We start from the raw sequence: 25888 nt of genomic DNA on the forward strand, positions 1-25888 counted from the left end.
GGCCTCGAGGCTTGGGGATCCGGAATGCTGAGCTTGTTGGGCGTGGCCGTGGTGGTCGCCGGCTTCGCCGCCGGGTTCAACCCGTTGCTCGTCGTCGTGGCGGCGGCGCTCGTGACCGGGGTGACGGCCGGGCTCGCGCCGCTGCAGGTGGTCGCGGCTCTCGGCAAGGCGTTCAACGACAATCGGTTGGTGACCGTGGCGCTGCTGGTCTACCCGGTCGTGGGCGTCGCCGAGCGCGCGGGCCTGCAGGAGCGGGCGCGGATCCTCATCGCGCGCTTCAAAGGGGTGTCCCTCGCCCCTCTGCTGATCGGCTATCAGGCGTTCCGCCAGATCACTGCGGCGCTCGGCCTCGTGTCCATCGCAGGCCAGGCCCAGACCATCCGACCGCTGGTCGCGCCCATGGCGGAAGGCGCCGTCGAGGGCCGGGAAGGCGCGCTCAGCGACGAAGCGCGGCAGACGATCCGCGCCCAGGCAGCCGCCACAGACAACATCGGCCTCTTCTTCGGCGAAGACATCTTCCTGGCCATCGGCTCGATCCTGCTCATGGTCGGCGTGCTGGCGCAGAGCGGGATCAACCTCGACCCCCTGCAGCTCTCGGTCTGGGCCATACCCTCCGCTATCGCCGCCTTCCTGATCCACGGAGTTCGGCTCGTCCTCTTCGAGCGGCGGCTTCGCCGCAAGCGGTCCGAGGCCGGCGCGTGATCAAGCTCGGCGCCGTCTATGTGCTCGTCGGCCTGATGTTCGCGGTCTTCGCCGTGCTGAGCGCGACGGACCGCAACAACCCCAAGCGCCTGGGCAACGCCGCCTTCTGGGGTCTGGTCGCCACGAGCTTCCTGGCGGGGGACCGGCTGGGTGACCTCGGCAACGGGTTCCTGGTGGTCGGCCTGGCCTTGATCGCAGGCCTGGGCCTGCTCGGACGCGGACAGCCGAGCACGACCTCGCCGGAAGAGCGCCGCGCCCTCGCCGAGCGCTTGGGCGACCGGCTGTTCGTCCCTGCCCTCACCTTGCCCGTGATCCTGCTGATCGGCGTCTTCGTGCTGAAGCCGCTGCACCTCGCTGGCCAGCCGCTGTTCGATCCGAAGCAGGCGACGCTGGTCTCACTGGCGCTGGCGGCCATCGTCGCCGTGAGCCTCGGCGTGAAGCTGCTCCGCCAGCCACTCATCAGCCCCTTCCAGGAAGGCCGGCGGCTGATGGACATCGTCGGCTGGGCCGCCCTCCTGCCCCAGTGCCTGGCGGCGCTCGGCGCGGTGTTCGCCCTCGCCGGCGTCGGCAGGGTGATCGGCGACCTCGTCACTACCTGGCTGCCGGTCGATACCCGCGCCGCGGCGGTCGCCGTCTACTGCCTTGGCATGGCGGGCTTCACCATGATCATGGGCAACGCCTTCGCCGCCTTTCCCGTGCTGACCGCGGGGGTCGGGCTGCCCATCCTGATCAAGCGCTTCGGCGGCGACCCGGCGGCCGTCGCCTCGATCGGCATGCTGTCGGGCTTTTGCGGGACGCTGATGACCCCGCTGGCGGCCAACTTCAACCTGGTGCCTCCGGCGCTTCTGGAGCTCTCCGACCGTTACGCGGTGATCAAGGCGCAGATCCCCACCGCCCTGATCCTGCTGCTCGCCAATATGGTGCTGATGTATGTCGCCGCCTTCCACTGATCGGCTGACGCCGAAGATCGCTTCCCAGTTCGCCCGCATCGCGCTCGGCCACGTGACGCGGGAATATCCGAACAAGCTGGACCATGTGCTGGACGGCGACGCCGACGCGCTCGGGCCGAAGGCGCTGCACCCGATCTTCTACGGCAGCTTCGACTGGCACTCCTGCGTCCACGGTTACTGGCTGCTGGCCAGCCTGTTGCGCCGCCACCCCGAGCTCCCGGAGGCGGCCGCGATCCGCAGGCTCTTCGACCATCACCTCACGCCGCAGATGGTCGCCGGCGAGCTGCACTACCTGCAGCGGCCCTCCGCCCGCGGGTTCGAGCGGCCCTACGGCTGGGGCTGGTTGCTCGCGCTGCAGGCCGAGCTGTTGCTGCACGACAACCATCGCTGGGCGGCGGCCCTGAGGCCGCTGGCGGAGGCGTTCGCCGACCGGTTTCGCGCCTTCCTTCCGAACGCCGTCTATCCGATCCGCACCGGCGTGCATTCCAGCACCGCCTTCGCCCTGACAATCAGCCACGACTACGCCGTCCGCGCCGGCGACACGACCCTGCTGGAGCAGTTCCGCGGCAAGGTGCGGGACTGGTACCTGGCGGACAGGGATGCGCCGGCCTGGGAGCCGTCGCTCGACGACTTCCTCTCGCCGACGCTGGTGGAGGCCGAATGCGTCCGCCGCTACCTGCCGGCCGACGAGTTCCGCGCCTGGCTTGCGGATTTCCTGCCGCGGGCGGCCGAGGAGCAGCCCGCCGCCCTCTTCTCGCCGGCCGTGGTCAGCGACCGTACCGACGGCAAGATCGCCCACCTGGACGGCCTGAACCTCTCGCGCGCCTGGTGCTGGCGCGGTATCGCCGCCGCCCTGCCCGATGCGGAGCCCATGGCGATCGCAGCCGAAGGGGCTGCACAGCGTCATCTCGCGGCGAGCCTGCCGCACGTGGCCGGGGACTACATGGGCGAGCACTGGCTCGCGAGCTTCGCGCTCCTGGCGCTCACCGCGGGCGATTGATCAGGCCTGCGCGAGCCCCTCGGCCAGAAGCACCTGGGCGGCGCGCGTCAGCTCCCACTTCGACAGGCATTCCTCGCCGTCGGCCGGTGCGCCCTCCCAGCCGGCGAAGCTCAGCCAGCCCCGCTCGCCGAGCGCAAAGCAGCGACGTTCGCGTTCGAACCCGGTCTCGACCCGCGATCCGCCCCGATAGAGCACATTGACGAGCCGGCCGTCCGGCAGCGCCTGGCGCAGCAGGTCCCGGCTGAGGGGCGAGAGGCGTTCGATGTCCATCGACGGCTCCTGGAGGTGTGGCGTGAGGACACGGTGCGACCGAATCGCGCGAAAGGGCAAAGGGGTTGGCCGCCTCGACTGTGGACAGAGCGGCCGCCGCCTGGGGACGAAGGGTTAACGCTCCTCGTAGAGCCGGCGGAGCACCGTCGGCGCCAGGCCCGGCAGGTCTTCAGAGATCAGCCCGGGGCCGTGCAGCTCGGCGCATTCGGCGTGGATCCAGGCGCCGGCGCAGGCCGCCTCGAAGCTCTCCATCCCCTGGGCCACGAGCCCGCCGATGAAGCCCGCGAGCACGTCCCCGGATCCGGCGGTGGCGAGCCAGGGCGAGCCGTTGATGTTCACGGCGGCCCGGCCGTCGGGAGCGGCGATGACCGTGTCCGAGCCTTTCAGAAGAACCACCGCCCCGGCGCGCTCGGCCGCGCGCCTGGCGGCGGTGATCCGTTCGGGAGCGCCGTTGAGCAGGCCGGGAAACAGCCGCTCGAACTCTCCGGGGTGAGGCGTGAGGACATCGTCGCGATCGAGCACGGAGAACAGCTCCTCCGGGTCGTCGCGGAAGACCGTGATGGCGTCGGCGTCGAGCACCAGGGCGGCGCCGGTGCGCGCCAGGGCCAAGACGTTGAGCAGCGTGGTCTCCGAGACGCCGGCGGCCGGCCCGATGACGGCGGCGTCGACGTGGGCCGCGCCCTGCTCGAGTTCGAGGTCGGTCTCGAAGGGACGCAGCATGACCGCCTCCAGGTGGGCGGCGTTGGCGGCAACGGCGTCCGGCGGGGAGAAGACCGTGACGAGGCCCGCGCCGATCCGGAGCGCGCCACGGGCGGAGAGCCTGGCGGCGCCGGTGCTCCACGCCTCGCCGGAAACCACGATAAGGCGTCCGCGGGCGTGCTTGTGGCTGGACGCGTCGGGCCAGGGGAAGCGGGGCAGCCAGAGATCGGGGCCGTTCTCGAACAGCCGCGCGGAGGTCGCGCCGAGGCCGATGTCGGCGACGATCACTTCGCCGCAGCGGCCATGGCCCGGCTCCAGTACGTGGGCCGGCTTGCGGGCGTGGAAGGTGACCGTCAGGCCAGCGGAGACACAGGGGCCCACGGGCTTGCCCGTGTCGCCGGGCAGGCCGCTCGGGATGTCGACGGCGACGACCCTTTCGGAGGCGACGGACATCTTCTGCGCGGCCGCGGCGGAGAGGCCGTCGAGTGGTCTCGCAAGGCCTGCGCCAAACAGCGCGTCGACGACCAGTGCGCCGGCGAAATCGCCTTCGAGCGGCGCGACCTGGCCGTCCCATTGGGTGGCCGCGGCCCTGGCGTCCTCGGTCGCCGGCGGAGCGAGCGCCCTCACCTCGACCGGCCAGCCCCGGTTCTTCAGGAGCCGGGCGACAACATAGCCGTCGCCGCCGTTGTTGCCCGGCCCGCAGGCGACGATCGCGCGCTGCGGGCGGAAGCGCGCACAGATCGCGTCGGCGACGGCGGTCCCCGCCCGCTCCATGAGCACGGTTCCGGGCGTCCCGGCGGCGATGGCCGCCTTGTCGGCCTGGGCCGTCTCGGCGACGGTGAGGATCTGGCGCGGCGCCAAGGCGATCTCCCCTCTAGAGGACACCGGTGACGGCTTCGCGTCCTTTGGCCACCAGGGTCAAGCCCTGGCCATCGGTCTCCAGTACGGTGATCGAGGCGTGGTCGGGACGGAAGTGCAGCACCCGGTCGTCGTCGAGCAGATGGGAAACCACGGCGTTGATGGCCACGTAATGCGAGAAGACCGCGGTGTCGCCGCGGGCCCGCAGGGAGCCGACGATCTCGCGCCGCCACTGGTCATAGTCGAGATCTCCCTGGATCTCGCGCCAGGTGCCCTCGAACACCTTGCGCAGCCAGGAGGCGCGTTCGGTGGGATGCAGCGCCTCGGGGGTCGGGATCTCGCCGACGATAGGATCGATCTCCACTGCCACGCCGAGCGCGCGGGCGGTCGGTTCGGCGGTTTCGCGGCAGCGGCGCAGGGGCGAGCTGACCACACGCTGCGGCCGCTCTGCCTCAGGCAGGGACAAAAGCCAGTCGCGCGCCGCCTCGGCCTGGGCCTGGCCGGTCTCGTCGAGGCCCGGGTCGGCGTCCGCGTCGCCCCAGGTGGAGGCGGGCTTGCCGTGACGGATGAGGTAGAGGCGAGGCATGGGTCGATCCCTATTCGGCGGCGCGTCCGATCCGCCACAAACTTCAGCAGGCGCGCGCGCCCACCCGACTTCGGCCAAATGACCTGTTGAAGCGAACTGAGGCAAGCCGATGACGTGGCGATGACGCGCCGGCCATTTTGGAGCGCTTCCGGCGCGGCCGCGCGCCGATCCGCGGGCGAGGAGAACGGTTCTCAAGCGCAAACCCGCCCTGCGCGCTTTTTGGGCTCACGGCGCCTATTTTCTGGGCGCCCGCTGATTTCGCAGGCGCGAACGCGATGAACGGCGAGCCCCGCGCTTGCGCGCCCTGCCCGCAAGGTGCTGGGTCCGCCGCGAACCGGGGGCGAGACCAGTCGGGCCATGAAAAAGATCGAAGCCGTCATCAAGCCGTTCAAGCTGGACGAAGTGAAGGAAGCCCTGCAGGAGCTGGGTGTCCAGGGCATGACGGTGATCGAGGCGAAGGGCTACGGGCGCCAGAAAGGGCAGACCGAGCTCTACCGCGGCGCCGAGTACGTCGTGGACTTCCTGCCGAAGATCAAGATCGAGGTGGTCGTGCCCGATGACCAGCTAGAGCGCGCGCTGGAGGCGATCGCCACCGCCGCGCGCACCGGGCGCATCGGCGACGGCAAGATCTTCGTCTCCGACATCCTGGACGTCATGCGGATCCGAACCGGCGAAACCGGACCCGCCGCCGTCTAGCCGACCTTCCAACCCATCGAGACAACACCAAAAGGGGACTGCCAATGCCGAGCGCCAAGGACATCCAGGCGATGATCAAGGAGAAGGACGTCAAGTACGTCGACGTCCGCTTCACCGACATGCGCGGGAAGATGCAGCACGTGACCTTCGACATCGACCTGGTCGACGAGGACTTCCTCACCGACGGGACCATGTTCGACGGCTCCTCGATCGCCGGCTGGAAGGCGATCAACGAGTCCGACATGAAGCTGCGGCCGGACCTCAACACCGCGATCATCGACCCGTTCTATCAGCAGACCACCCTGGCGCTGTTCTGCGACGTGGTGAACCCCGACACCGGCACCCCCTACAACCGCGACCCGCGCTCGATCGCCAAGGCGGCGCTGAACTACACCAAGTCGGCCGGCATCGGTGACACGGTGTTCTTCGGTCCGGAAGCCGAGTTCTTCGTGTTCGACGACGTCCGCTGGAGCACCGACCCGCACAACACGGGCTATGCCTATGACTCCACCGAACTGCCGGTGAACACGGGCAAGGTCTATCCGGAAGGCAACATGGGCCACCGCCCGGGCCCGAAGGGCGGCTACTTCCCGGTGAACCCGGTCGATTCCGGCCAGGACCTGCGCGGCGAGATGCTGGCGGTCATGGGCGAGCTCGGCATGCAGCCCGAGAAGCACCACCACGAGGTGGCGCCGGCCCAGCACGAACTCGGCCTGAAGTTCGCCGAGCTGATCACCATGGCCGACCGGATGCAGCTCTATAAGTACGTGATCCACAACGTGGCCCACGCCTACGGCAAGACGGCGACGTTCATGGCCAAGCCGATGTTCGCCGACAACGGCTCGGGCATGCACGTGCACCAGTCGATCTGGAAGGACGGCAAGCCGCTGTTCGCCGGTGACAAGTACGCCGGCCTCTCGGACCTGTGCCTGTGGTACATCGGCGGCATCATCAAGCACGCGAAGGCCATCAACGCCTTCTCGAACTCGACGACCAACTCCTACAAGCGCCTCGTGCCCGGCTACGAAGCCCCGGTGAAGCTGGCCTACTCGGCCCGCAACCGCTCGGCCTCGATCCGCATCCCGCACGTCGACAGCCCGAAGGCCAAGCGTCTGGAAGCCCGCTTCCCCGACCCCATGGGCAACCCCTACCTGACCTTTGTGGCCCTGCTGATGGCCGGCCTCGACGGCATCGAGAACAAGATCGATCCGGGCGCGCCGGCGGACAAGAACCTCTACGACCTCCCGCCGCGCGAGCAGAAGAAGATCCCGGAAGTCTGCGGCTCGCTGCGCGAGGCGCTCGAGAACCTCGACAAGGACCGCGCCTTCCTCAAGAAGGGCGGCGTCATGGACGACGACTTCATCGACGCCTACATCGAGCTGAAGATGGAGGAGGTCATGCGCCTCCAACTCCACCCGCATCCGGTGGAATTCGACATGTACTTCAAGTGCTAGTCGTCAGAACCTGACGTGAAGTTCGAGGGCCGCGGATCATATCCGCGGCCCTTTCGATTCCAGCACCCAAGGTGGTGGTCGGGCCGCCGTTTCGGGGTCGGCCACCAGTTGCAGTTGCAACGAAGCCCGATAGAACAGGCTCATGAAGACTGCCCTGTTCGCCGCGGCCGCCGCGCTCGCCCTCGCCTCCTCCGCCTTCGCCCAGCCCTCGCCGGGGCCGCAGCCCGCGGCGATGCCCGCGCCGATCGCGGCCCCGCAGGACGTGGCCTATCCGGGCGCCCTGACCGTCCAGGTGGACGCTACCGACCTGGAGCGGCGGATCTTCCGGATCCACGAGACCATTCCGGTCACCGGGCCGGGACCGATGACCCTCCTCTATCCCGAGTGGGTCCCCGGCGGACACTCGCCACGCAATCCGCTCTACGGCGTCAGCGGCCTGACGATCCGCGCTGGCGGCCAGGCGGTCCCGTGGACGCGCGACCCGGTCCAGGTCTTCGCCTTCCACGTGACCCCGCCGGCCGGGGCGACCGCGCTGGAGGTCGATTTCGAGTTCCTGTCGCCCACCGCCCCCGACCAGGGCCGGATGATGATGACGCCGGAGATGCTCTCGGCCGAGTGGATCGACCTCGCCCTCTATCCGGCCGGCTATTTCATGCGACGCATCCCGGTGACCGCGTCGATCCGGCTGCCGGAAGGCTGGGGCTATGGCACGGCGCTCGAGCCGGCCGGCACGGACGCGGGCGTGGTCCGCTTCAAGACCGCGCCGCTCGATGTGCTGTACGACTCGCCGATGCTGGCCGGGCGCTACTTCAAGCGCTTCGAGCTCGACACCTCGGGCAAGTCGCGGGTGAGCCTCGACGTGGTCGCCGACCGGCCCGAACTGCTGGCGGCCACGCCCGAGCAGATCGAGAAGCACCGCGAGCTGGTGCGTCAGGCCGACAAGCTGTTCGCCTCACGCCACTACGACCACTACGACTTCCTGTTCTCCCTCTCCGACCGCCTGGGCGGCATCGGGCTTGAGCACCATCGCTCGTCGGAGGACGGCACGCGGCCGGATTTCTTCACCGAGTGGGCCAAGAACGCGCCGTCCCGCAATCTGCTGCCGCACGAGTACACCCACTCGTGGAACGGCAAGTTCCGCCGGCCGGCCGACCTCTGGACGCCGACCCTCAACGTGCCAATGCGCGACAGCCTGCTCTGGGTCTACGAGGGCCAGACGCAGTACTGGGGCTATGTGCTGGGCGCCCGGTCCGGCCTGAACACCAAGCAGGAGACGATGGACGCCCTGGCGATGACCGCGGCCACCTACTCGACGGGCCGTCCGGGACGCCAGTGGCGCTCGGTGGAGGACACGACGAACGATCCGATCATCTCCAACCGCCGCCCGCAGGCCTGGACCAGCTGGCAGCGCAGCGAGGACTACTATTCCGAAGGTCAGCTCGTCTGGCTCGACGCCGACACGCTGATCCGTGAGAAGACCGGCGGCAAGAAGTCGCTCGACGACTTCGCACGCGGCTTCTTCGGCATCGAGGACGGCAACTGGTCGGAAGTCGGCTACACCTTTGAGGACGTGGTCGCCGGGCTGAACGCGGTCATGCCCTATGACTGGGCAAGTTTCCTCACGGCGCGGATCAAGGCGGTGAAACCCGCCTTCCCGCTCGACGGCCTGACCCGCGGTGGCTGGAAGCTCGCCTTCACCGAGACCCCGACCGAGTTCTGGAAGCAGAACGAGGCGAGCCGGAAGATGGTCGACCTGACCTACTCCCTGGGCCTCACCCTGAACCGGGAGGCCAGCATCACCTCGGTGCTGTGGGACGGACCGGCGTACAAGGCGGGCCTGACGGTGGGCGGCAAGATCGTCGCGGTGAACGGCATCGCCTATGAGGCGGATCTGCTGAAGGAGGCGATCACCAACGCCAAGAGCGGCGCGCCGGTGAGCCTGATCGTCAAGGATGGCGACCACTACAGGGTGGTGACGATCGACTATCGCGGCGGGCTGAAATATCCGCGGCTGGAGCGGATCGAGGGAACCCCAGACCGGCTGTCGGCCATCTACGCGCCGCGATAGGCGCTCAGGGTTCAAACCGCGGATTTCACGAGCACCTCGGAGATCCGCGGTTCATAGGGGCGAGCTCGCAGCCCGCCGAGACGCAAGCCTCGTACGAGGCTTCAGAGCGTCTGGAGTCTTCAGAGCTTCTGGGCGACCCACCAGTAGGCGGCGAAGGCCAGGCCGGCCGGGCCAAGGTAGGCGGCGGCGGTGAGCCAGGGGGACGGGTCCGGCAGCATGGACGACAGGCCCGCGCCGGTCATCACGACCGCCAGGATCGCGGCGGCGGTGCCGCCGATGTTGAGGATCTCCGCGGGCACCCGCGACTTTCGGACCGAAACGCTCGGCATATGGACCTCCCTCGGCGCGCCGCATCTCCTGCGCGGTCTGGCCGAGTTGATGCTTGCCTTAAATTTCAGGTCTGACAAGGGACTTGAGATCGCATCTCATTCCCCTGCACGTCGGGTAAGCTTCGCACCCGGCGTCGGCTCGACGGCCGTCATCGGGACGCATTGCCTCCGGCCGGCGCCCGATTCATATCCATTCCAGAATCGCCTCACTTTCGGGGACCCATGTCGAACAAGTCCGCCGCCCCGTCCTTCGATCTCTTCGGAACCGATGACGCGCTGAATCCCGCGCCCGCCTCGCCGCTGGCGGAGAGCCACGAGCCGCGCCCGGACCCGGCGGTGACCGGCGCTCCCAAGGCCGCCGTGACTCCCCCTCCCGCCGGCGCGCCGTCCTCGGGCGGCTATTCGGCCAAGGACATCGAGGTGCTGGAGGGGCTGGAGCCCGTCCGCAAGCGGCCCGGCATGTACATCGGCGGCACCGACGAGCGGGCGCTGCACCATCTGTTCGCCGAGGTGCTGGACAACGCCATGGACGAGGCCGTGGCCGGGCACGCCAAGGTGATCGAGGTGATCCTCGACGCCGAGGGGGCCCTGACGGTGAAGGACGACGGCCGCGGCATCCCGGTCGATCCGCACCCGAAGCACCCCGGCAAGTCGGCCCTGGAAGTGATCATGACCGTCCTGCACTCGGGCGGTAAGTTCTCGGGCAAGGCCTATGAGACCTCGGGCGGCCTGCACGGCGTCGGCGTCAGCGTCGTCAACGCCCTCTCCGAACGCGTCGAGGTGACCGCCTGGAAGGACGGCCACGAGTGGCGCCAGGCCTTCACCCGCGGCAAGCCGCTGGGGCCCATCCAGCAGATCGCGCCGACGCGGAAGAAGGGCACGGCGATCACCTTCTCGCCGGACCCGGTGATCTTCGGCGAGGGCTGCGCCTTCAAGCCGGCCCGGCTCTACCGGATGGCGCGGTCGAAGGCGTACCTGTTCGGCGGCGTCGAGATCCGCTGGAAATGCGACCCCTCGCGCATCCACGACCAGACCCCGGCCGAGGCGGTGTTCCGCTTCCCCAACGGCCTGGCCGACTTCCTGGCTGAGCGCGTGAAGGGCATCGAGACCGTCACCCCCGAGCCCTTCGCCGGCCGCTACGAGCGCCCGGGCGAGGCCGGCAAGGTCGAATGGGCGGTGACCTGGACGCCGGCCGGGTTCGGCGAAGCTGACGGCTTCATGCAGTCCTACTGCAACACGGTGCCGACCCCGGAAGGCGGGACGCACGAGGCCGGCTTCCGCGCCGCGCTGACGCGAGGGCTCAAGCAGTACGCCGATCTCACTGGCGAGAAGCGCGGCGGGCTGATCACCGCCGACGACGTGGTCGCCCAGGCTGGCTCGCTGGTCAGCGTCTTCATCCGCGACCCGGAATTCCAGGGCCAGACCAAGGAGAAGCTGTCCTCCAGCGAGGCCCAGAGGCTGGTGGAGAACGCCCTGCGCGATCCCTTCGACCACTGGCTGACGGCTCAGCCGAAGGCCGCCTCGGCCCTGCTGCAGTTCGTCATCGAGCGGGCCGAGGAGCGGCTCAAGCGGCGCAAGGAGAAGGAGGTCGCCCGGGCCTCGGCGACCCGCAAGCTGCGGCTGCCCGGCAAGCTGGCCGACTGCTCCGGCGGGGCCATCGACGGCGCCGAACTGTTCCTGGTCGAGGGGGACTCGGCCGGCGGCTCGGCCAAGCAGGCCCGGGACCGCAAGACCCAGGCGATCCTGCCCCTGCGCGGCAAGATCCTCAACGTCGCCTCGGCCTCCACGGACAAGACCGGCGGTAACAAGGAGCTCTCCGACCTGATGCTGGCGCTCGGCGCCCAGGGCGGCTCGAAGTTCAAGGAAGAGGATCTGCGCTACGAGCGGATCATCATCATGACGGACGCCGACGTGGACGGCGCCCACATCGCCAGCCTGCTGATCACCTTCTTCTACCGGACCATGCCCGACGCGATCCGCTCCGGACGGCTCTACCTGGCCCTGCCGCCGCTCTACCGGATCAGCCACGGTGGCAAAGCCGTCTACGCCCGCGACGACGCTCATCGCGACGAGCTGCTGGCCACCGAATTCAAGGGCAAGAAGCCGGAGATCAGCCGCTTCAAGGGCTTGGGCGAGATGATGCCGGCCCAGCTCAAGGAAACCACCATGGATCCGGCGACGCGCACCCTCGCCCGGATCACCCTGCCCCGGTCCGAAGAAGCCGTGGCCGACCTGGTGGAGGCCCTGATGGGCCGTAAGCCGGAGCTGCGGTTCCGCTTCATCCAGGAGAACGCCGAATTCGCCCTGGCCGACCTCGACGTCTGAGGTCCCGACCTGCAATCTGAGTGAAAGAACCGGAGACCAAGCTCCGGGCAGCGACTCGGAAAAAGGGTTCGGGGGGATATGAGGGGCATTCGGGCGATGGCCGCCGCCGCGGCGGGTTTCACCGTGGTCGCGGGGGCGCTGGTGCTGCCGATGGTCGTGCATGCGCAGTCCGCGGGAGGTTCTGGAGAAGCGCTGTTCAACGCCCGCTGCAAGGCCTGCCATGAACCGGCGATGGGTCGCGCGCCGGCCCGCAATGCGCTGGCCGTGCTGCCGCCTGGCCAGATCGTCGAGGTGCTGACGAGCGGCGTCATGGCGCCCATGGCGAGCGGCCTCTCGAGCCAGGACAAGGCCGCCATCGCCGCCTACCTGACGGCGCGGCCGGCTGAGGCGCCCGACGCGCATCCGGCTCCCGCCGGTCAGGCGCAGGCGTTCGGCCGCGGCATGTTCGCTGGGCCGGCCGAGGTCGGGACCGATCCCATGTGCCAGGGCGGCCCGCCACCGATCCGCCAGAGCGCCGCCGACTGGGCGAGCGTCGGCGCCGACGCCCGCTCGCGCCGCTTCCAGCCGAGCCCCGGCCTGGCCAAGGCCGAGGTCCCCCGCCTGAAGGTGAAGTGGGCCTTCGCCATGGCCGGCGGCGGCATGCCGACCGTGATCGGGGACTGGCTGTTCGTCACCAATCGCACCGGCAAGTTCTACGCGCTGGACGCCTCTCGCGGCTGCGTGCGGTGGGTGGCCCGTGGAGTCGCCTCGCGGACCACGCCCATGGTGGTGCGCAGCAAGATCGCGCCCTCCGGCTGGGCGACCTTCGTCGGCGAGCGCAATCGCACGGTCCGCGCCTTCGACGCCCAGACCGGCAAGGAGCTCTGGCGCAGCGCCGAGCTGGAGAGCAATCCCGTCGGCGGCATCACCGGCGCGCCCGTCGTTTCGCAGGATCGCCTCTACGTGCCGATGAGCTCGGGCGAGGAAGGCGCGGCGATCTCGCCCAAGTATCCGTGCTGCTCGTTCCGCGGCTCGCTGAGCGCGCTCGACCTGGCGACCGGCACGCTGATCTGGAAGACCTATGTGGTCACCGAGCCCCTCAAGCCGACCTATGTGAACAGCGCCGGCGTGCAGCAGCAAGGGCCGGCCGGTGCGGCGATCTGGTCGGCGCCGACGGTCGATGAGGCCCGCGGCCTCGTCTATGTGGCCACCGGCGACAGCTACACCAGCGCCTCGACGAGGGGAGCGGACGCGATCGTCGCCATCGAGACGGCGACGGGCCGAATCCGCTGGAGCAACCAGGTCACCGAGAACGACAACTTCATCATGGGCTGCGAGCAGGCCAAGAAGCCGGCCAACTGCCCTTCCCCGCCCGGGCCTGACCACGACTTCGGCGCCTCTCCGATCCTCTTCAAGCTGAAGGGCGGCGGGGAGATCCTCCTGTCGGGCCAGAAGTCGGGCCTCGTCTACGGAATGGATCCGGCGAGCGGCCGCACCCTGTGGACCCGGCGCGTCGGCGCGGGCGGCGCCCTCGGCGGCGTGGAGTGGGGCATGGCCGCGGACGGGACGCGCCTCTATGTGGCCAATTCGGACGTGGTCAGCCTGTTCAACGAGGCCGCCGCCAAGTCCGGCCTGCCGGCGCTGACGGAGGAGAAGACCGCGCCGGGCGAGCCGGGGATCCTGGCCCTCGATCCCGCCAGCGGTAAGATCCTCTGGAAGACACTGGCGCCCGAGGCGCCCTGCCACTACGCCGGCGACCAGAGCCGCGCCTATGCGCCCGGCGCCTGCATCCGCGCCCAGTCGGCGGCCCCCTCGGCCATCCCCGGCGTGGTGTTCTCCGGAACCATGGACGGGTGGCTGCGCGCCTACGACGCGGCGAGCGGCAAGATTCTCTGGGCTCATTCGACCACGGCCCAGACCTACGAGACGGTGAATGGCGTCACCGGCCAGCCTGGCGGCAGCCTCGACGGCATGGGCGCGGCGGTGGGACAGGGCATGGTCTTCACCATGAGCGGCTTCAACGGCGCGGCCCGCACCGGCGGCAACGGCGTCAACGTGCTGCTGGCCTATTCCGTGGACGGGCGCTGATCCACAGTCTTCCGCCGGAACGGGCCCAAGGCGACGCACGTTTGATCCTCCGGGCCTTACGGAGGTCGGCGCATGTCGAAGAAAAAGAAGAACTTCCTGCCCAAGACGATCGCGGGCGTGAAGGTGCCCAAGGCGGTCCGCAAGGGGCGGCTGGGCGAATTGATCGCCTCGCCCGCCGGCCAGGCGGCGATCGCCGAAGCGGTGATGGCCGTCGGCGCGGTGGCCGGCGCGAAGAAGGTCAAGGACAGCCCCAAGGCGCGCAGCGCCCTGGCCGAGGTGGCCGATCGGCTGCGCGACGGCGCGGGCGATGCGAGCCACAAGACCGGCAAGGCGGCCAGCGTCGCGAGCGGCGCCATCGCCTATGCGCTCGGCGAGGCGGCGCGCTCCTTCGCCGAGGCGCTGCAGCGGCACGACCGTGACGCCGACGCCGAGGCGCCGGCGAGCGCCGAGGGCTGGACCGAGCGCAGCGCGCACGAGACGGTGCGGGACGCGGAGAGTTCAAAAAAAAAGCCCCAGTCCTACGAGGCGGCCCCGCACTGAGCATCGTTGGCCCGCGCTCGACGCCGGGCTTGTGGGCAAGGCCGATTGAGGTCTCGCCGCACAGGTCGACGATGATGGGCTCGCTGGCCGCGTTCGGGACCCGAAGGCTGGCCGGGTTCGCCGCCTGGCGGGCGCGGCGTGAGGCGCGTGAGAGCCTTCCGGGACGGGGCGTAGACCGCCGCCAACAACCCCACCCACAACTGTTCAGGGGCTTCATCCAGATCAACCTGATCCGCCCGCGTTGAGGCGGACTTGGCCACGCCGCTGAACTCGCGATCATTGCGCGCGTTGACTTGGCCGACTTCGCCCGTATCTTCCGCCGCGCGCGGCGACGTCCGCCCGCGCCGCCGCGGTGCGCCAGCCCAATACTTGCGTCACCGCCAAACTCGTAACGAATGACCGAATTCTCAGAACTGGGCTTGTCGCCTGCGACCCTCCAGGCCGTCGCCGACGCGGGCTACCACACCGCCACTCCGATCCAGGCCGACGCCATCCCGGTGGCGCTCGCGGGCAAGGACGTGCTGGGCATCGCCCAGACGGGCACCGGCAAGACCGCCGCCTTCACCCTGCCGATGATCGACAAGCTGGCCGCCGGCCGCGCCCGTGCGCGGATGCCGCGCGCGCTGGTCATCGCCCCGACCCGCGAGCTCGCGGACCAGGTCGCCGACAGCTTCGAGAAGTACGCCAAGGGCCAGAAGTTGAGCTGGGCCCTGCTGATCGGCGGCGTCTCCTTCTCCGACCAGGAGCAGAAGCTGGACCGCGGCGTCGACGTGCTGATCGCCACGCCCGGCCGCCTCCTCGACCACTTCGAGCGCGGCAAGCTGCTGCTCACCGGCGTGCAGCTGATGGTGGTCGACGAAGCCGACCGCATGCTCGACATGGGCTTCATCCCGGACATCGAGCGGATCTTCAAGCTCACGCCGCCGAAACGTCAGACGCTGTTCTTCTCGGCGACCATGCCGCCGGAGATCACCCGGCTCACCAAGCAGTTCCTCAAGGATCCAGTGCGGATCGAGGTGGCCAAGCCGGCGACGACGGCCGAGACGATCACCCAGTACCTGGTGAGGATCCCGACCACGGACCCGAAGGCGAAGCGGACGGCGCTGCGCGCGCTCATCGACCGGGCCGACGTCAAGAACGGCATCGTCTTCTGCAACCGCAAGGCCGAGGTGGACATCGTCGCCAAGTCGCTGAAGAAGCACGGCCTCGACGCCGCGCCGATCCACGGCGACCTCGACCAGCAGATGCGGATGCGCACGCTGGCGGCGTTCCGCAGCGGCGAGCTGCGCCTGCTCGTCGCCTCCGACGTCGCCGCGCGCGGTCTCGACATTCCCGACGTGAGCCACGTCTTCAACTACGACGTATCGCACCACGCCGACGACTATGTGCACCGCATCGGCCGGACAGGCCGCGCGGGGCGCTCGGGCCAGACGTTCATGATCGTCACCCCGGCCGACAGCAAGAATCTCGACAAGATTCTGAAGCTGACCGGCAAGGTCCCCGAGGAACTCACGCTCGACCTCGACTGGGCGAACATCAAGGACGAGCCGCGTCCGGGCCGCGGCCGCGAGCGCGGGGGCCGCGACCGTGGTCGCGACCGTGATCGGGATCAGGACCGGAGCGAGCGCCCCCGCCGGGAGCGGGCGCCACGCCGAGAAGCCGAGGCCGAAGCCAAGGCGCCGGCTGCCGCCCCCGTCGAGGCGGAGGCTCCGCCGCCGCGCCAGCGCAAGCCGAGGCCCGAGCGTCCTCTACCGCCGCCGCCAGTCCAGGCCGAGCGCCCGCCGCGGCGCGATGACAGGCGCGATGACAGGCGCGATGATCGCCGTGACGACCGCCGCCGGCGAGACCGCGACGATGGCGACCAGGTGGTGGGTTTCGGTGGCGACACGCCGGCGTTCCTCAGCCGGCCGCTGGCGGTGCGGAGATCCGACGACTAACCCTGGGCCTTAACTCCGCGTTTGAAACTCGCGGGGTAACGGTTGAGGCATGTCGGCTGATGTCGAAACCTCCCTGCGCGCGCCGCCGGCCTATGACCTGGCCCGCAAGGCGATCGCCGCCATGGAGGCCCACAAGGTCTGGCCGACCGCGCTGAATTTCGAGCTGTGGGTCCATTACGTGGCCGCCAAGGGCAGCGCCCTGGCGGTCGAGATCGATCACATGCTGGAGGCCGGCGAGCCCTTCACCGACAGCGTCGGCGAGACCCTGGCCGCCAAGTTCCTGCCCAAGCAGAAGCTCTCGGGCGAACTGCTCGACGCCGGCGACGCCCTGTCCAAGGAACTGGACAGCGTCCATCGGGCCATCGAGAGCGCGCGGGAATCGAGCGAGGCCTACGGCCAGGAACTGGCCAACGCTTCTGAAAGCCTGGCCGGCGAGGACACCGGCAAGATCAAGGCCATGGTCGAGAGCCTGACCCAGGCCACCCAGCGGGTGCGCCAGGAGAACCAGACCCTCGAAAGCCAGCTCGCCGACACGACGGCGGAGGTTTCCAAGCTGCGCGAGCACCTCGAGCAGGTCCGCCGCGAGGCGATGACCGACGGGCTGACGAGCCTGGCCAACCGCAAGGCCTTCGACGAGGCGCTGGAGCGCGCCTGCGCCGAGGCCGACCAGGCGGGCGGCGGGCTCTGCTTGGCGGTGCTCGACATCGACCACTTCAAGGCCTTCAACGATACGTGGGGCCACCAGACCGGCGACCAGGTGCTGCGCTACGTGGCGAGCGTGATCGGCCGCTCCGGCGCCGCGCCGCGCACCGCTGCGCGCTACGGCGGCGAGGAATTCGCCCTGATCTTCCCCGGCGAGACGGCGCGCACCGCCCTGGCGGTGCTGGAAGAGATTCGCGCCGAGGTGGCTTCGCGGGTCCTCAAGCGGCGCTCGACGAACGAAGACCTCGGCGCAGTGACCTTGTCGGCCGGCCTCGCGGAGCGGCGCCCTGGCGAGCCGCCGGCGTCCCTCGTGGAGCGGGCCGACGCCGCGCTCTATGCCTCGAAGCGCGGCGGCCGCAACCGCACCTCCTCCGCCGATCCGATCGCCGCCGCCGCGGCCTGAGGCGACACCTCGGCGGACTTTTCGCTAGCCTGACGCCGGGGTATGGGCCTCTAAGATCGCGCGAAACATTCGTTCGAGGGAGGACGCCATGGACGGCAACGCCGCTGCGCCGAAGGTCAGGACCGAGGTCAAGGACCGCATCGGGATCATCACGCTTTCCGACCCCTCCACCCTCAACGCGGCCGGCATGGAGCTCATGCAGGACCTCAACGCGGCGGTGGAGAGCCTGGTCGCCAACGACGACGCGCGCTGCATCGTGATCACCGGCGAAGGCCGCGGCTTCTGCTCGGGCGCCAACCTGTCGGGCGGTCGTGCGGGCGGCGGGGTCACCAACCCCAACGGGCCGAACGAAGCCCTGCTGAAGGTCTACAACCCCTTCGTCTCCACCCTGCGCAAGTCGCCCAAGCCGCTGGTGGCGGCGGTCAACGGCGTGGCGGCCGGCGTCGGCGTGTCCCTCGCCCTGGCCTGCGACATCGTCGTGGCGGCCGAGAGCGCCTACTTCCTGCTGGCCTTCCGCCGCATCGGCCTGGTTCCGGACGGCGGCGCGACCTGGCTGCTGCCGAAGCTCGTCGGCAAGGCGCGCGCCATGGAGCTGATGCTGCTCGGTGAGAAGCTGCCGGCCAAGACGGCCCAGGAGTGGGGCTTGATCAACCGCTGCGTGGCCGACGCCGATCTGATGAAGAGCGCGCTTGAGCTCGCCGGCGCCCTGGCGAGCGGCCCCGCCTCGCTGGGCCTCACCCGCAATCTCGTCTGGGAAGCGCTGGACACGAGCTGGCACCTGCAGCTCGAGGCGGAAGCCTACGCCCAGGGCGACGCCGGCCGGACCGAGGACTCCCGCGAGGGCGTCATGGCGTTCCTGCAGAAGCGTCCGGCCGAGTTCAAAGGCCGCTAGAAGCGCCTGAAATCCTGGAGGAAATCGAGCGGCCGGGCGGAAGCGTCCGGCCGTTTTGCTATTCGGGCTTGGCGGGCTCGATGGTGACGCTCTCGCCGCAGCCGCAGGCGTCGGTCTCGTTGGGATTGTGGAACACGAACCGGGCGGAGAGCTTGGTCACCTCGTAGTCGATCTCCGAGCCGATCAGAAACAGCACGGCCTTGGGCTCGACGAGAATGGTGACGCCCTTGTCCTCGATGACCTCGTCCAACGGCGCAGCCTGCTCGGCATATTCGAGGACGTATTCCTGCCCGGCGCAGCCGCCGTTCTTCACGCCGACGCGCAAGCCGATGTACGGCTTCTCGGCCTTGGCCATGATCTCCTTCACGCGCGCGGCGGCGGCCTCGGTCAGGGTGACCACCTTGGGCCGGGGACGGCGGGCGCGGGGCGTGGGGGTGAGGGAAAGGTCCATGGCTCAGAACATGTTCAGCTGGAGCTTGGCCTCGTCGGACATCCGCGAGGGGTCCCACGGCGGATCGAAGACCAGCTCGACCTTGCAGGAGCGGATGCCGGGGATCTCCAGCACCGCCTGCTCGACCCAGCCCGGCATGTCGCCGGCCACCGGGCAGCCCGGCGCGGTGAGGGTCATGTCGATGACCACGTCCCGGTCGTCGGAAACGTCGACCTTGTAGATCAGGCCGAGCTCGTAGATGTCGACCGGGATTTCCGGGTCGTAGACCGTCTTCAGCTTCTCGATGAGCTGGTCGGTGATGACGTCCAGCTCTTCCTGGGAGAGCGGAGCCGTCTGGGTCTCGATCTTGGCGACGTCGTCCATGGTGCTCTACGCGAAGAAGGCCTGGGTACGGGTAAGGGCGTCGACGAAGGCGTCCGCCTCGTCCTCGGTGTTATATAGGGCGAAGGAAGCCCGGGCGCTCGACGTGACGCCGAAACGCCGCATCAGCGGCTCGGCGCAGTGCGTCCCGGCGCGGACGGCCACGCCGTAACGGTCGAGGATCTGGGCCACGTCGTGCGCGTGGGCGCCTTCGACGGTGAAGGAGAGGATGGCCGCCTTCCCCGGCGCCTCGCCCAGCACCTTCAGCCAATTGGCGCCGGCCAGCCGGTCACGGACGCGCGCATACAGCCGGTGCTCGTGCTCGGCGATCGCCTCGCGGTCGAGGCCGGACATCCAGTCGATGGCCGCGCCGAGGCCGATGGCTTCGAGGATTGGCGGCGTGCCGGCTTCGAAGCGGTGCGGCGGGTCCGCGTAGCTGATGGCGTCCTCAGTCACCGTGCCGATCATCTCGCCGCCGCCCTGGTAAGGCGGAAGCCCGGCCAGTTGCTCGGCCTTGCCGTAGAGGATGCCGATGCCGGTGGGGCCATAGAGCTTGTGGCCGGAGAAGACGTAGAAGTCGGCGTCGATGGCCTTCACGTCGACCGGCTTGTGGACGATGGCCTGGCAGCCGTCGAGGAGCACCAGCGCGCCGGCCTCGTGGGCCATGCGGGTCATGTCCGTCACCGGGTTGATGGTGCCGAGCACGTTGGACATGTGGCTGAGCGCCACGACGCGGGTCTTTGGCCCGAGGAGCCGCTGATAGGCTTCGAGGTCGAGCTGGCCGTCGTCGGTGACTGGCACGAACTTCAGGACCACGCCCAGACGCTCGCGCAGGAAATGCCAGGGCACGATGTTGGCGTGGTGCTCCATCTGGGTGAGCACGATCTCGTCGCCGGTCTGCAGGCGAGCGCCGAGGCCGGCCGCGACGAGGTTGATCGCCTCGGTGCCGCCCTTGGTGAAGACGATCTCCGAAGGCTCCGCCCCGATGAAGGCGGCCACCTTGTTGCGCGCGCCCTCGTAGGCCTCGGTGGTCTCGTTCGCGAGGGTGTGCAGGCCGCGGTGCACGTTGGCGTAGGAGTGCTCCATGGCGTGGCTGATCGCCTGGATCACCGCCCGCGGCTTCTGGGCCGAAGCGGCGCTGTCCAGATAGACCAGCGGCTTGCCGTTCACCTGACGATCCAGGATCGGGAACTCGGCGCGGATGGCTTGCGGGTCGAAGGCCATGGTCAGACCATCAGGCCGGCGGCGGCCCAGAGGCGGACCACCTCGCGGGCGCCCTCGTGGGCGATCCGGTCGACGACCTCGCCGATGAAGGCCTCGGTGAGCAGAGCCTTGGCCTCGGCCTCGGGAATGCCGCGCTGGCGAGCGTAGAACAGCGCGTCTTCGTCGAGGGCCCCCACCGTATTGCCGTGACTGCAGGAGACGTCGTCGGCGTAGATCTCCAGCTCCGGCTTGGCGTCCACCTCGGCGCGGTCGGAGAGGATCAGGGCATGATGCTCCATCCGCGCGTCGGTGCGGTCGGCGCCCTCCGTCACCACGATGCGGCCCTGGAAGACGCCGCGGGCCTGGTCGCGGACGACCCCCTTGGCCATCTGCATGGTCACGCCGTCGGTCCCAGCGTGGGTGACGACGGTGGTGAGGTCGGCGTGTCGCTTGCCGGCCAGGAGATAGACCCCGTCCATGCGCACCTTGGCGCCGTGGCCGGGATGGGCGAGCCGGGTCTCGATCCGCTGACGCCGCGCGCCGGACAGGAAGACGGACTGCCCGAAGTCGGCGCCTTCGCCGAAGCGGACCTCGGTCTCGGAGACGCAGACGCCTTCCGCCCCGTCGGCGGCGAGGACGATGCGCTCGAGCGTCGCCCCCTCGCCCAGGGAGACGTCGATCCCGGCGTGGGCGACATAGCCGCCCTCGTCGCCTTCGTAGCTCTCGAGCAGGGTCAGGCGACCGCCGGCCGCGACCTCCACCTCGGCGCGGGCGGTGTGCGAGCCGGAGCCGCGCGACAGGAAGCGCAGGGCGATCGTCTTGGCCTCGCCAGCGCCCAGCGAGATGCGCGCATCCGGACCGCCATTGGCGACCACCAAGGACTGATCGGCGAGGTGTTCGAACGGCCCCTGCCCCACATCCCGCGGATCGACGGCCGCAGAGGCCGGCGGCGTCTCGCGGATCAGGCCGCGCAGGTCCGTCCAGCGCCAGTTCTCGTCGCGCTTGCCGGGGAGCTGCGAGGCGTCGCGCTCGCGGATGGCGGAGGCGACGCTCAAGCGGCCCTCGCGTACTTGTCGTAGCCTTCGCGCTCGAGCTGGAGCGCCAGCTCCGGCCCGCCCGAGGCCACGATCCGCCCGGCCGCCAGGACGTGGACGCGGTCAGGTTTGATGTAGTCGAGCAGCCGCTGGTAGTGGGTGATGACCAGCATGGCGCGGTCGGGCGAACGCAGGGCGTTGACCCCTTCCGAGACGATGCGCAGGGCGTCGATGTCGAGGCCGGAGTCCGTCTCGTCGAGGATCAGGAAGCGCGGCGAAAGCATCGCCATCTGAAGGATTTCCATCCGCTTCTTCTCACCGCCGGAGAAGCCGACGTTGAGCGGGCGCTTGAGCATCTCGAAGTCCATCTTCAGCTCGGCCGCCTTCTCCTTGGCGAGCTTCAGGAAGGCCGGCGCGGCGATCTCCGCCTCGCCGCGCGCCTTGCGCTGGGCGTTGAGGGCGGTGCGGATGAAGGTGAGCGCCGGGACGCCGGGGATTTCGAGCGGATACTGGAAGGAGAGGAACATGCCCTTGGCGGCGCGCACGTTCGGCTCCAGCGCCAGGAGATCCTCGCCATCCAGCGTGGCGGAGCCTTGCGTGACCTCGTAGCCGTCGCGGCCGGTCAGCACATAGGACAGCGTCGACTTGCCGGCCCCGTTCGGGCCCATGATGGCGTGCACCTGGCCCGCCGGAACCTCCAGGGAGAGGCCCTTGATGATCTCCTTGTCGTCGACGCTGGCGTGGAGGTTGTCGATCTTCAGCATCTAACGGGTCTCGTCGACGAGGAACTGAGCCATGATCTGGAGCGCCTCTTCGACGCTCTCCACGGTCTGCTGCTTGCGGGGCGCGACGGTGCCGGGCGTGGCCGGGGTGCGCTTGTCGGACAGGGTGACGCTCGCCTTGCCCGCCTCGAAATAGGCGGCGATGCGATAGTCCTGGTGGTCGATGTTCACCGTATAGCGACGGCGGTCGACGCTGAGGCCGCGGGCGTGCAGGAACTCCGGATCAGCGTCCAGGGCCGCCTGCAACTGGGTGGCGCGCGCGAGATCTTCTTCCTGCTGCTTGCGCTCAGCCTCGTCGCGCTTGCGGCGCTCCATCTCGCGACGCGCGAATTCCACCTCGAAGGCGTCTTTGAGGGTGAAGGGCTTCTGCTTCTTGGTCTTGGCGGTCATCCGACGCTCCCCTCCAGCGAAATCGCCACCAGCTTCTGCGCTTCCACAGCGAACTCCATCGGCAGCTCCTGCAGCACGTCCTTGACGAAGCCGTTGACCAGCAACTGCACCGCCTCTTCCTGGCTGAGGCCGCGCTGCATGACGTAGAACAGCTGGTCTTCCGAGAGCCTCGTCGTGGTGGCCTCGTGTTCGAACACCACCTGGCCGTTGCGCGCCTCGACGTAGGGCACGGTATGGGCCGCGCAGCTCTTGCCGATCAGCAGGCTGTCGCACTGGGTAAAGTTGCGCGCGCCCTTGGCCTTCGGGTGGGCCGAGACCAGGCCGCGGTAGGTGTTGGTCGATTTCCCGGCGCTGATGCCCTTCGAGATGATCCGCGAGCGCGTGTTCGCGCCCAGGTGGATCATCTTGGTGCCGGTGTCCGCCTGCTGGCGGCCGTTGGTGATGGCGATCGAATAGAACTCGCCCGTGCTCTCGTTGCCGCGCAGGACGCAGGACGGATATTTCCAGGTGATCGCCGAGCCGGTCTCGACCTGGGTCCAGGACACCTTCGAGCGGTCGCCGCGGCAGTCAGCACGCTTGGTGACGAAGTTGTAGATCCCGCCCTTTCCGGTCTCCGGATCGCCCGGATACCAGTTCTGGACCGTGGAATATTTGATCTCGGCGTCGTCCAGGGCGACCAACTCGACCACGGCGGCGTGGAGTTGGTTCTCGTCCCGCATGGGGGCGGTGCAGCCCTCGAGATAGGACACGTAGGCGCCGGCGTCGGCGATGATCAGGGTGCGTTCGAACTGGCCGGAATTCTCCGCATTGATGCGGAAATAGGTCGACAGCTCCATCGGACAGCGCACGCCCGGCGGCACATAGACGAAGCTGCCGTCGGAGAAGACGGCGGAGTTCAAACAGGCGAAGTAGTTGTCCGAGGTCGGCACGACCGAGCCGAGGTACTTCCTGACCAGCTCCGGGTGCTCGCGGATCGCCTCGCTCATCGGGCAGAAGATGACGCCCGCCTTGGAGAGCTCCTCGCGGAAGGTGGTGACGACCGAGACGCTGTCGAAGACCGCGTCGACGGCGTAGCGCGGCGCGCCCTCGACGCCAGCCAGCACCTCCTGCTCGCGCAGGGGGATGCCCAGCTTCTTGTAGGTCTCGAGGATCTCCGGATCGACCTCGTCGAGGCTCTTGGGGCCGGCCTTCTGCTTGGGGGCGGCGTAGTAATAGGCGTCCTGGTAGTCGATCGGCGGGAAAGAGACCTTGGCCCAGTCGGGCTGCTCCATGGCCTGCCAGCGCTCGAAGGCCTCGAGGCGCCACTGCAGCATCCACTCCGGCTCGTTCTTCTTGGCCGAGATGAAGCGGACGATGTCGGCCGAGAGGCCCTTGGGCGCGAACTCCTGGTCGACCTCGGTGACGAAGCCGTGCTTGTAGCGCTCCAGGCTCTCGACCTGCTCGACGGTCTGGCGGACGGCGGCCATTACGCTACTCCTGCCGCGACGGGCGCCCGGCGCGCCTCGTGCCGGCGATGGGCTTCGAACCAGGCCTCGACGAAGCGGTTCCAGTCAGCCTCGGTGGTGGCCCAACCGCCGGAGACCCGCAGGCCGCAGGCGGCCAGGTCGCCCTGGTCCATAGCGGCGAGCACGGGCGACTGCTTGACCTTGCCTGAAGAGCACGCCGCGCCGGCGCTGACCATGACGCCGGTCAAGTCGAGGGCCATCACTTGCAGGTCGGAGGGGAAGCCCGGCGCGGCGACGCAGAGGGTCTGCGGCAGGCGCGGCGCGGCCTCGCCCATGACCACGGCGCCGGCGGCCTTGAGGGCCTCGGCGGCGGCGTCGCGCCAAGCTTGCTTTTCTTCGACCTTGCCGGCTTCCACTTCCTCGCGAGCGAGCTTAGCAGCTGCACCGAAGCCGCTGATTCCGGGGACGTTTTCGGTTCCACCCCGCCGGCCGCGCTCCTGGCCGCCGCCGTGCTGGCGCCGGGTCAGCGTGGCGCGCGGGCCGAAGGTGAGCGCGCCGACGCCCTGCGGGCCGCCGATCTTGTGGGCCGAGACCGCGAGGGTGTCGGCGCCGAGGCCGCGGCTGTCGACCTCGATCTTGCCGGCCGCCTGGACGGCGTCGACGTGCAGCCAGCCGTCGGCGGCGCGGACCAGCTCGGCCGCCTCCCTCACCGGCTGAATGACGCCGGTCTCGTTGTTGGCGAGCATGGCGGCGACGAACGGCTTGCCATCGGCCGCGTCCCAGCGCCCGAGGCGCTCGGCGAGCCAGGCAAGGTCGAGACGCCCGGAGCGGTCGACGGGGATCTCCTCGACCGCCACCCCGGCTGTGCGCGCCAGGGCATGGGCGGTCTCGTGAACGCTGTCGTGCTCCACGGCCGAGATCAGCAGGCGCTTGGCGCCGGCGGCGACGGCGCTCTCCAGGGCCAGCGCATTGGCCTCGGTGCCGCCCGAGGTGAAGATGACCGTGGAGGCCGGGGCGGCGATCAGGGCGGCCACCTCCGCCCTCGCCTGCTCGACGAGCGCGCGGGCCGCACGGCCTGCGGCATGAACGGACGAGGGATTGCCGCCGACGTCCAGGGCGTGGGCGATGGCGGCCTTGGCCTCGGGGCGCGCCGGGGCGGTGGCGTTGTAGTCGAGATAGACGGAGTTCGCCGAACTCATGCGGCCACCTGCTGGCCGGACTTGAGACGGCCCATGGCGACGTCCGCCAGGGTGACCGAGGCCAGATAGTCCTCGATACGCTCGCCGAGGTCGGCCCAGAGGTCATGGGTCAGGCAGCGCTCGCCCTTGACCATGCAGCCCTTGCCGGCGCTGCAGCGCGTGGCGCGCAGCGGCTCGTCGACGGCATGGACGATGTCGGCGATGGAGGTCTCGGCCGCGCCCCTGGCAAGCCGGTAGCCGCCGCCCGGACCGCGGGCGCTCTTGACCAGCCCGCGGCGGCGCAGGCGCGCGAAGAGCTGCTCGAGATAGGACAGCGAAATCTCCTGGCGCGTGGCGATGTCGGCCAGCGCCACGGCGCGCACGGCCTCGGACTCGCGCCGGGCGAGATCGACCATGGCCATGACGGCGTAGCGGCCCTTCGTGGAGAGGCGCATGCGAAACCTTCAATCTTTCCGGCGCAGTCGTTTTTGCGCGCATCCGGGCCGCTCTATGTTACAAGCCGCCGCCTCGCGGAGCTTCCGGGCCGGTCCGAACGTGGGCCGGACT

Annotated in this window: 25 protein-coding genes; 12 read left to right on the forward strand and 13 right to left on the reverse strand. The window is 69.4% G+C overall.

Features of this window, described 5'->3' with window-relative positions; all coding sequences use genetic code 11:
• Positions 1 to 24 precede the first annotated feature (24 nt).
• Genes DJ017_RS13380 through DJ017_RS13390 form a run of 3 tightly spaced genes read left to right on the forward strand, consistent with a single transcriptional unit; the run spans position 25 to position 2652 of the window.
• Positions 25 to 702, forward strand: coding sequence for a DUF969 domain-containing protein (locus tag DJ017_RS13380; RefSeq protein WP_111529180.1), 678 nt, complete (start codon positions 25 to 27; stop codon positions 700 to 702).
• Positions 699 to 1652 carry a DUF979 domain-containing protein gene (locus tag DJ017_RS13385; protein ID WP_111529181.1) on the forward strand — a complete coding sequence of 318 codons (954 nt, stop codon included), beginning with the start codon at positions 699 to 701 and terminating at the stop codon, positions 1650 to 1652. The genes DJ017_RS13380 and DJ017_RS13385 overlap by 4 nt, the downstream gene beginning before the upstream one ends.
• Positions 1633 to 2652 carry a DUF2891 domain-containing protein gene (locus tag DJ017_RS13390; RefSeq protein ID WP_111529182.1) on the forward strand — a complete coding sequence of 340 codons (1020 nt, stop codon included), beginning with the start codon at positions 1633 to 1635 and terminating at the stop codon, positions 2650 to 2652. Before DJ017_RS13385 ends, DJ017_RS13390 begins: the two co-directional genes overlap by 20 nt.
• Here DJ017_RS13390 and DJ017_RS13395 read toward each other — a convergent pair whose 3' ends face one another.
• The 3 genes from DJ017_RS13395 to DJ017_RS13405 form a co-directional block, all read right to left on the reverse strand.
• Positions 2653 to 2922 (reverse strand): hypothetical protein, encoded by a 270-nt coding sequence (locus DJ017_RS13395; RefSeq protein ID WP_111529183.1) that lies wholly within the window; start codon positions 2920 to 2922, stop codon positions 2653 to 2655. It abuts the gene before it with no gap.
• A 114-nt stretch (positions 2923 to 3036) separates the two neighbouring features.
• Positions 3037 to 4482: an NAD(P)H-hydrate dehydratase gene (locus DJ017_RS13400; RefSeq protein WP_111529184.1), complete on the reverse strand. Its 1446-nt coding sequence runs from the start codon at positions 4480 to 4482 to the stop codon at positions 3037 to 3039.
• Between the two features lie 13 nt (positions 4483 to 4495).
• Positions 4496 to 5065, reverse strand: a complete 570-nt coding sequence (locus DJ017_RS13405; protein ID WP_111529185.1) for a histidine phosphatase family protein — start codon at positions 5063 to 5065, stop codon at positions 4496 to 4498.
• 357 nt (positions 5066 to 5422) lie between these two features.
• Between DJ017_RS13405 and DJ017_RS13410 the strand changes: the two genes are divergently transcribed.
• The 3 genes from DJ017_RS13410 to DJ017_RS13420 all read left to right on the forward strand — a co-directional run bounded on the left by DJ017_RS13410 (position 5423) and on the right by DJ017_RS13420 (position 9283).
• Positions 5423 to 5761: a P-II family nitrogen regulator gene (locus tag DJ017_RS13410; protein WP_111529186.1), complete on the forward strand. Its 339-nt coding sequence runs from the start codon at positions 5423 to 5425 to the stop codon at positions 5759 to 5761.
• A gap of 44 nt (positions 5762 to 5805) precedes the next feature.
• Positions 5806 to 7215: a type I glutamate--ammonia ligase gene (gene glnA / locus DJ017_RS13415; RefSeq protein WP_111529187.1), complete on the forward strand. Its 1410-nt coding sequence runs from the start codon at positions 5806 to 5808 to the stop codon at positions 7213 to 7215.
• 142 nt (positions 7216 to 7357) lie between these two features.
• Entirely contained in the window at positions 7358 to 9283 is a 1926-nt protein-coding gene (locus tag DJ017_RS13420) for a M61 family metallopeptidase (protein ID WP_111529188.1), read from the forward strand.
• Between the two features lie 119 nt (positions 9284 to 9402).
• Here the strand turns inward: DJ017_RS13420 and DJ017_RS13425 are convergent, their stop codons facing one another.
• Positions 9403 to 9612, reverse strand: coding sequence for a hypothetical protein (locus DJ017_RS13425; protein WP_111529189.1), 210 nt, complete (start codon positions 9610 to 9612; stop codon positions 9403 to 9405).
• Between the two features lie 222 nt (positions 9613 to 9834).
• Between DJ017_RS13425 and parE the strand changes: the two genes are divergently transcribed.
• The 6 genes from parE to DJ017_RS13455 all read left to right on the forward strand — a co-directional run bounded on the left by parE (position 9835) and on the right by DJ017_RS13455 (position 18478).
• Positions 9835 to 11937, forward strand: a complete 2103-nt coding sequence (gene parE, locus DJ017_RS13430) for a DNA topoisomerase IV subunit B (RefSeq protein WP_111529190.1) — start codon at positions 9835 to 9837, stop codon at positions 11935 to 11937.
• Positions 11938 to 12033: 96 nt separating this feature from the next.
• Complete coding sequence (locus DJ017_RS13435; protein ID WP_165830623.1) at positions 12034 to 14004, forward strand: outer membrane protein assembly factor BamB family protein; 1971 nt, start codon at positions 12034 to 12036, stop codon at positions 14002 to 14004.
• Between the two features lie 72 nt (positions 14005 to 14076).
• Positions 14077 to 14544: a hypothetical protein gene (locus tag DJ017_RS13440; protein WP_111529192.1), complete on the forward strand. Its 468-nt coding sequence runs from the start codon at positions 14077 to 14079 to the stop codon at positions 14542 to 14544.
• Positions 14545 to 14939: 395 nt separating this feature from the next.
• Positions 14940 to 16481, forward strand: a complete 1542-nt coding sequence (locus DJ017_RS13445) for a DEAD/DEAH box helicase (RefSeq protein WP_111529193.1) — start codon at positions 14940 to 14942, stop codon at positions 16479 to 16481.
• A gap of 49 nt (positions 16482 to 16530) precedes the next feature.
• The gene (locus DJ017_RS13450; RefSeq protein ID WP_111529194.1) at positions 16531 to 17586 is read left to right on the forward strand and encodes a GGDEF domain-containing protein; all 1056 of its coding nucleotides are present in this window, start codon (positions 16531 to 16533) and stop codon (positions 17584 to 17586) included.
• Between the two features lie 88 nt (positions 17587 to 17674).
• The gene (locus tag DJ017_RS13455; RefSeq protein ID WP_111529195.1) at positions 17675 to 18478 is read left to right on the forward strand and encodes an enoyl-CoA hydratase/isomerase; all 804 of its coding nucleotides are present in this window, start codon (positions 17675 to 17677) and stop codon (positions 18476 to 18478) included.
• A gap of 58 nt (positions 18479 to 18536) precedes the next feature.
• Here DJ017_RS13455 and DJ017_RS13460 read toward each other — a convergent pair whose 3' ends face one another.
• From DJ017_RS13460 to DJ017_RS13500, 9 genes are read right to left on the reverse strand one after another with little or no spacing between them, the layout of a single operon-like run.
• Positions 18537 to 18929, reverse strand: coding sequence for a HesB/IscA family protein (locus DJ017_RS13460; RefSeq protein ID WP_111529196.1), 393 nt, complete (start codon positions 18927 to 18929; stop codon positions 18537 to 18539).
• Positions 18930 to 18932: 3 nt separating this feature from the next.
• Positions 18933 to 19292, reverse strand: a complete 360-nt coding sequence (locus DJ017_RS13465) for an SUF system Fe-S cluster assembly protein (RefSeq protein WP_111529197.1) — start codon at positions 19290 to 19292, stop codon at positions 18933 to 18935.
• A 6-nt stretch (positions 19293 to 19298) separates the two neighbouring features.
• Entirely contained in the window at positions 19299 to 20513 is a 1215-nt protein-coding gene (locus tag DJ017_RS13470) for an aminotransferase class V-fold PLP-dependent enzyme (protein ID WP_111529198.1), read from the reverse strand.
• Between the two features lie 2 nt (positions 20514 to 20515).
• Complete coding sequence (gene sufD / locus DJ017_RS13475) at positions 20516 to 21547, reverse strand: Fe-S cluster assembly protein SufD (protein WP_111529199.1); 1032 nt, start codon at positions 21545 to 21547, stop codon at positions 20516 to 20518.
• A complete protein-coding gene (sufC, locus tag DJ017_RS13480; RefSeq protein WP_111529200.1) occupies positions 21544 to 22290 on the reverse strand; it encodes a Fe-S cluster assembly ATPase SufC in 747 nt (248 codons plus the stop codon). The genes sufD and sufC overlap by 4 nt, the downstream gene beginning before the upstream one ends.
• On the reverse strand, positions 22291 to 22698 hold the full coding sequence (locus DJ017_RS13485) for a hypothetical protein (protein ID WP_111529201.1): 408 nt from the start codon (positions 22696 to 22698) through the stop codon (positions 22291 to 22293).
• Positions 22695 to 24164: a Fe-S cluster assembly protein SufB gene (sufB, locus tag DJ017_RS13490; RefSeq protein WP_111529202.1), complete on the reverse strand. Its 1470-nt coding sequence runs from the start codon at positions 24162 to 24164 to the stop codon at positions 22695 to 22697. The genes DJ017_RS13485 and sufB overlap by 4 nt, the downstream gene beginning before the upstream one ends.
• Complete coding sequence (locus tag DJ017_RS13495) at positions 24164 to 25342, reverse strand: cysteine desulfurase family protein (protein ID WP_111529203.1); 1179 nt, start codon at positions 25340 to 25342, stop codon at positions 24164 to 24166. The genes sufB and DJ017_RS13495 overlap by 1 nt, the downstream gene beginning before the upstream one ends.
• Complete coding sequence (locus DJ017_RS13500) at positions 25339 to 25776, reverse strand: Rrf2 family transcriptional regulator (protein WP_111529204.1); 438 nt, start codon at positions 25774 to 25776, stop codon at positions 25339 to 25341. The genes DJ017_RS13495 and DJ017_RS13500 overlap by 4 nt, the downstream gene beginning before the upstream one ends.
• Positions 25777 to 25888 lie beyond the last annotated feature (112 nt).

Source organism: Phenylobacterium soli, from assembly GCF_003254475.1.
Classification (GTDB): domain Bacteria; phylum Pseudomonadota; class Alphaproteobacteria; order Caulobacterales; family Caulobacteraceae; genus Phenylobacterium; species Phenylobacterium soli.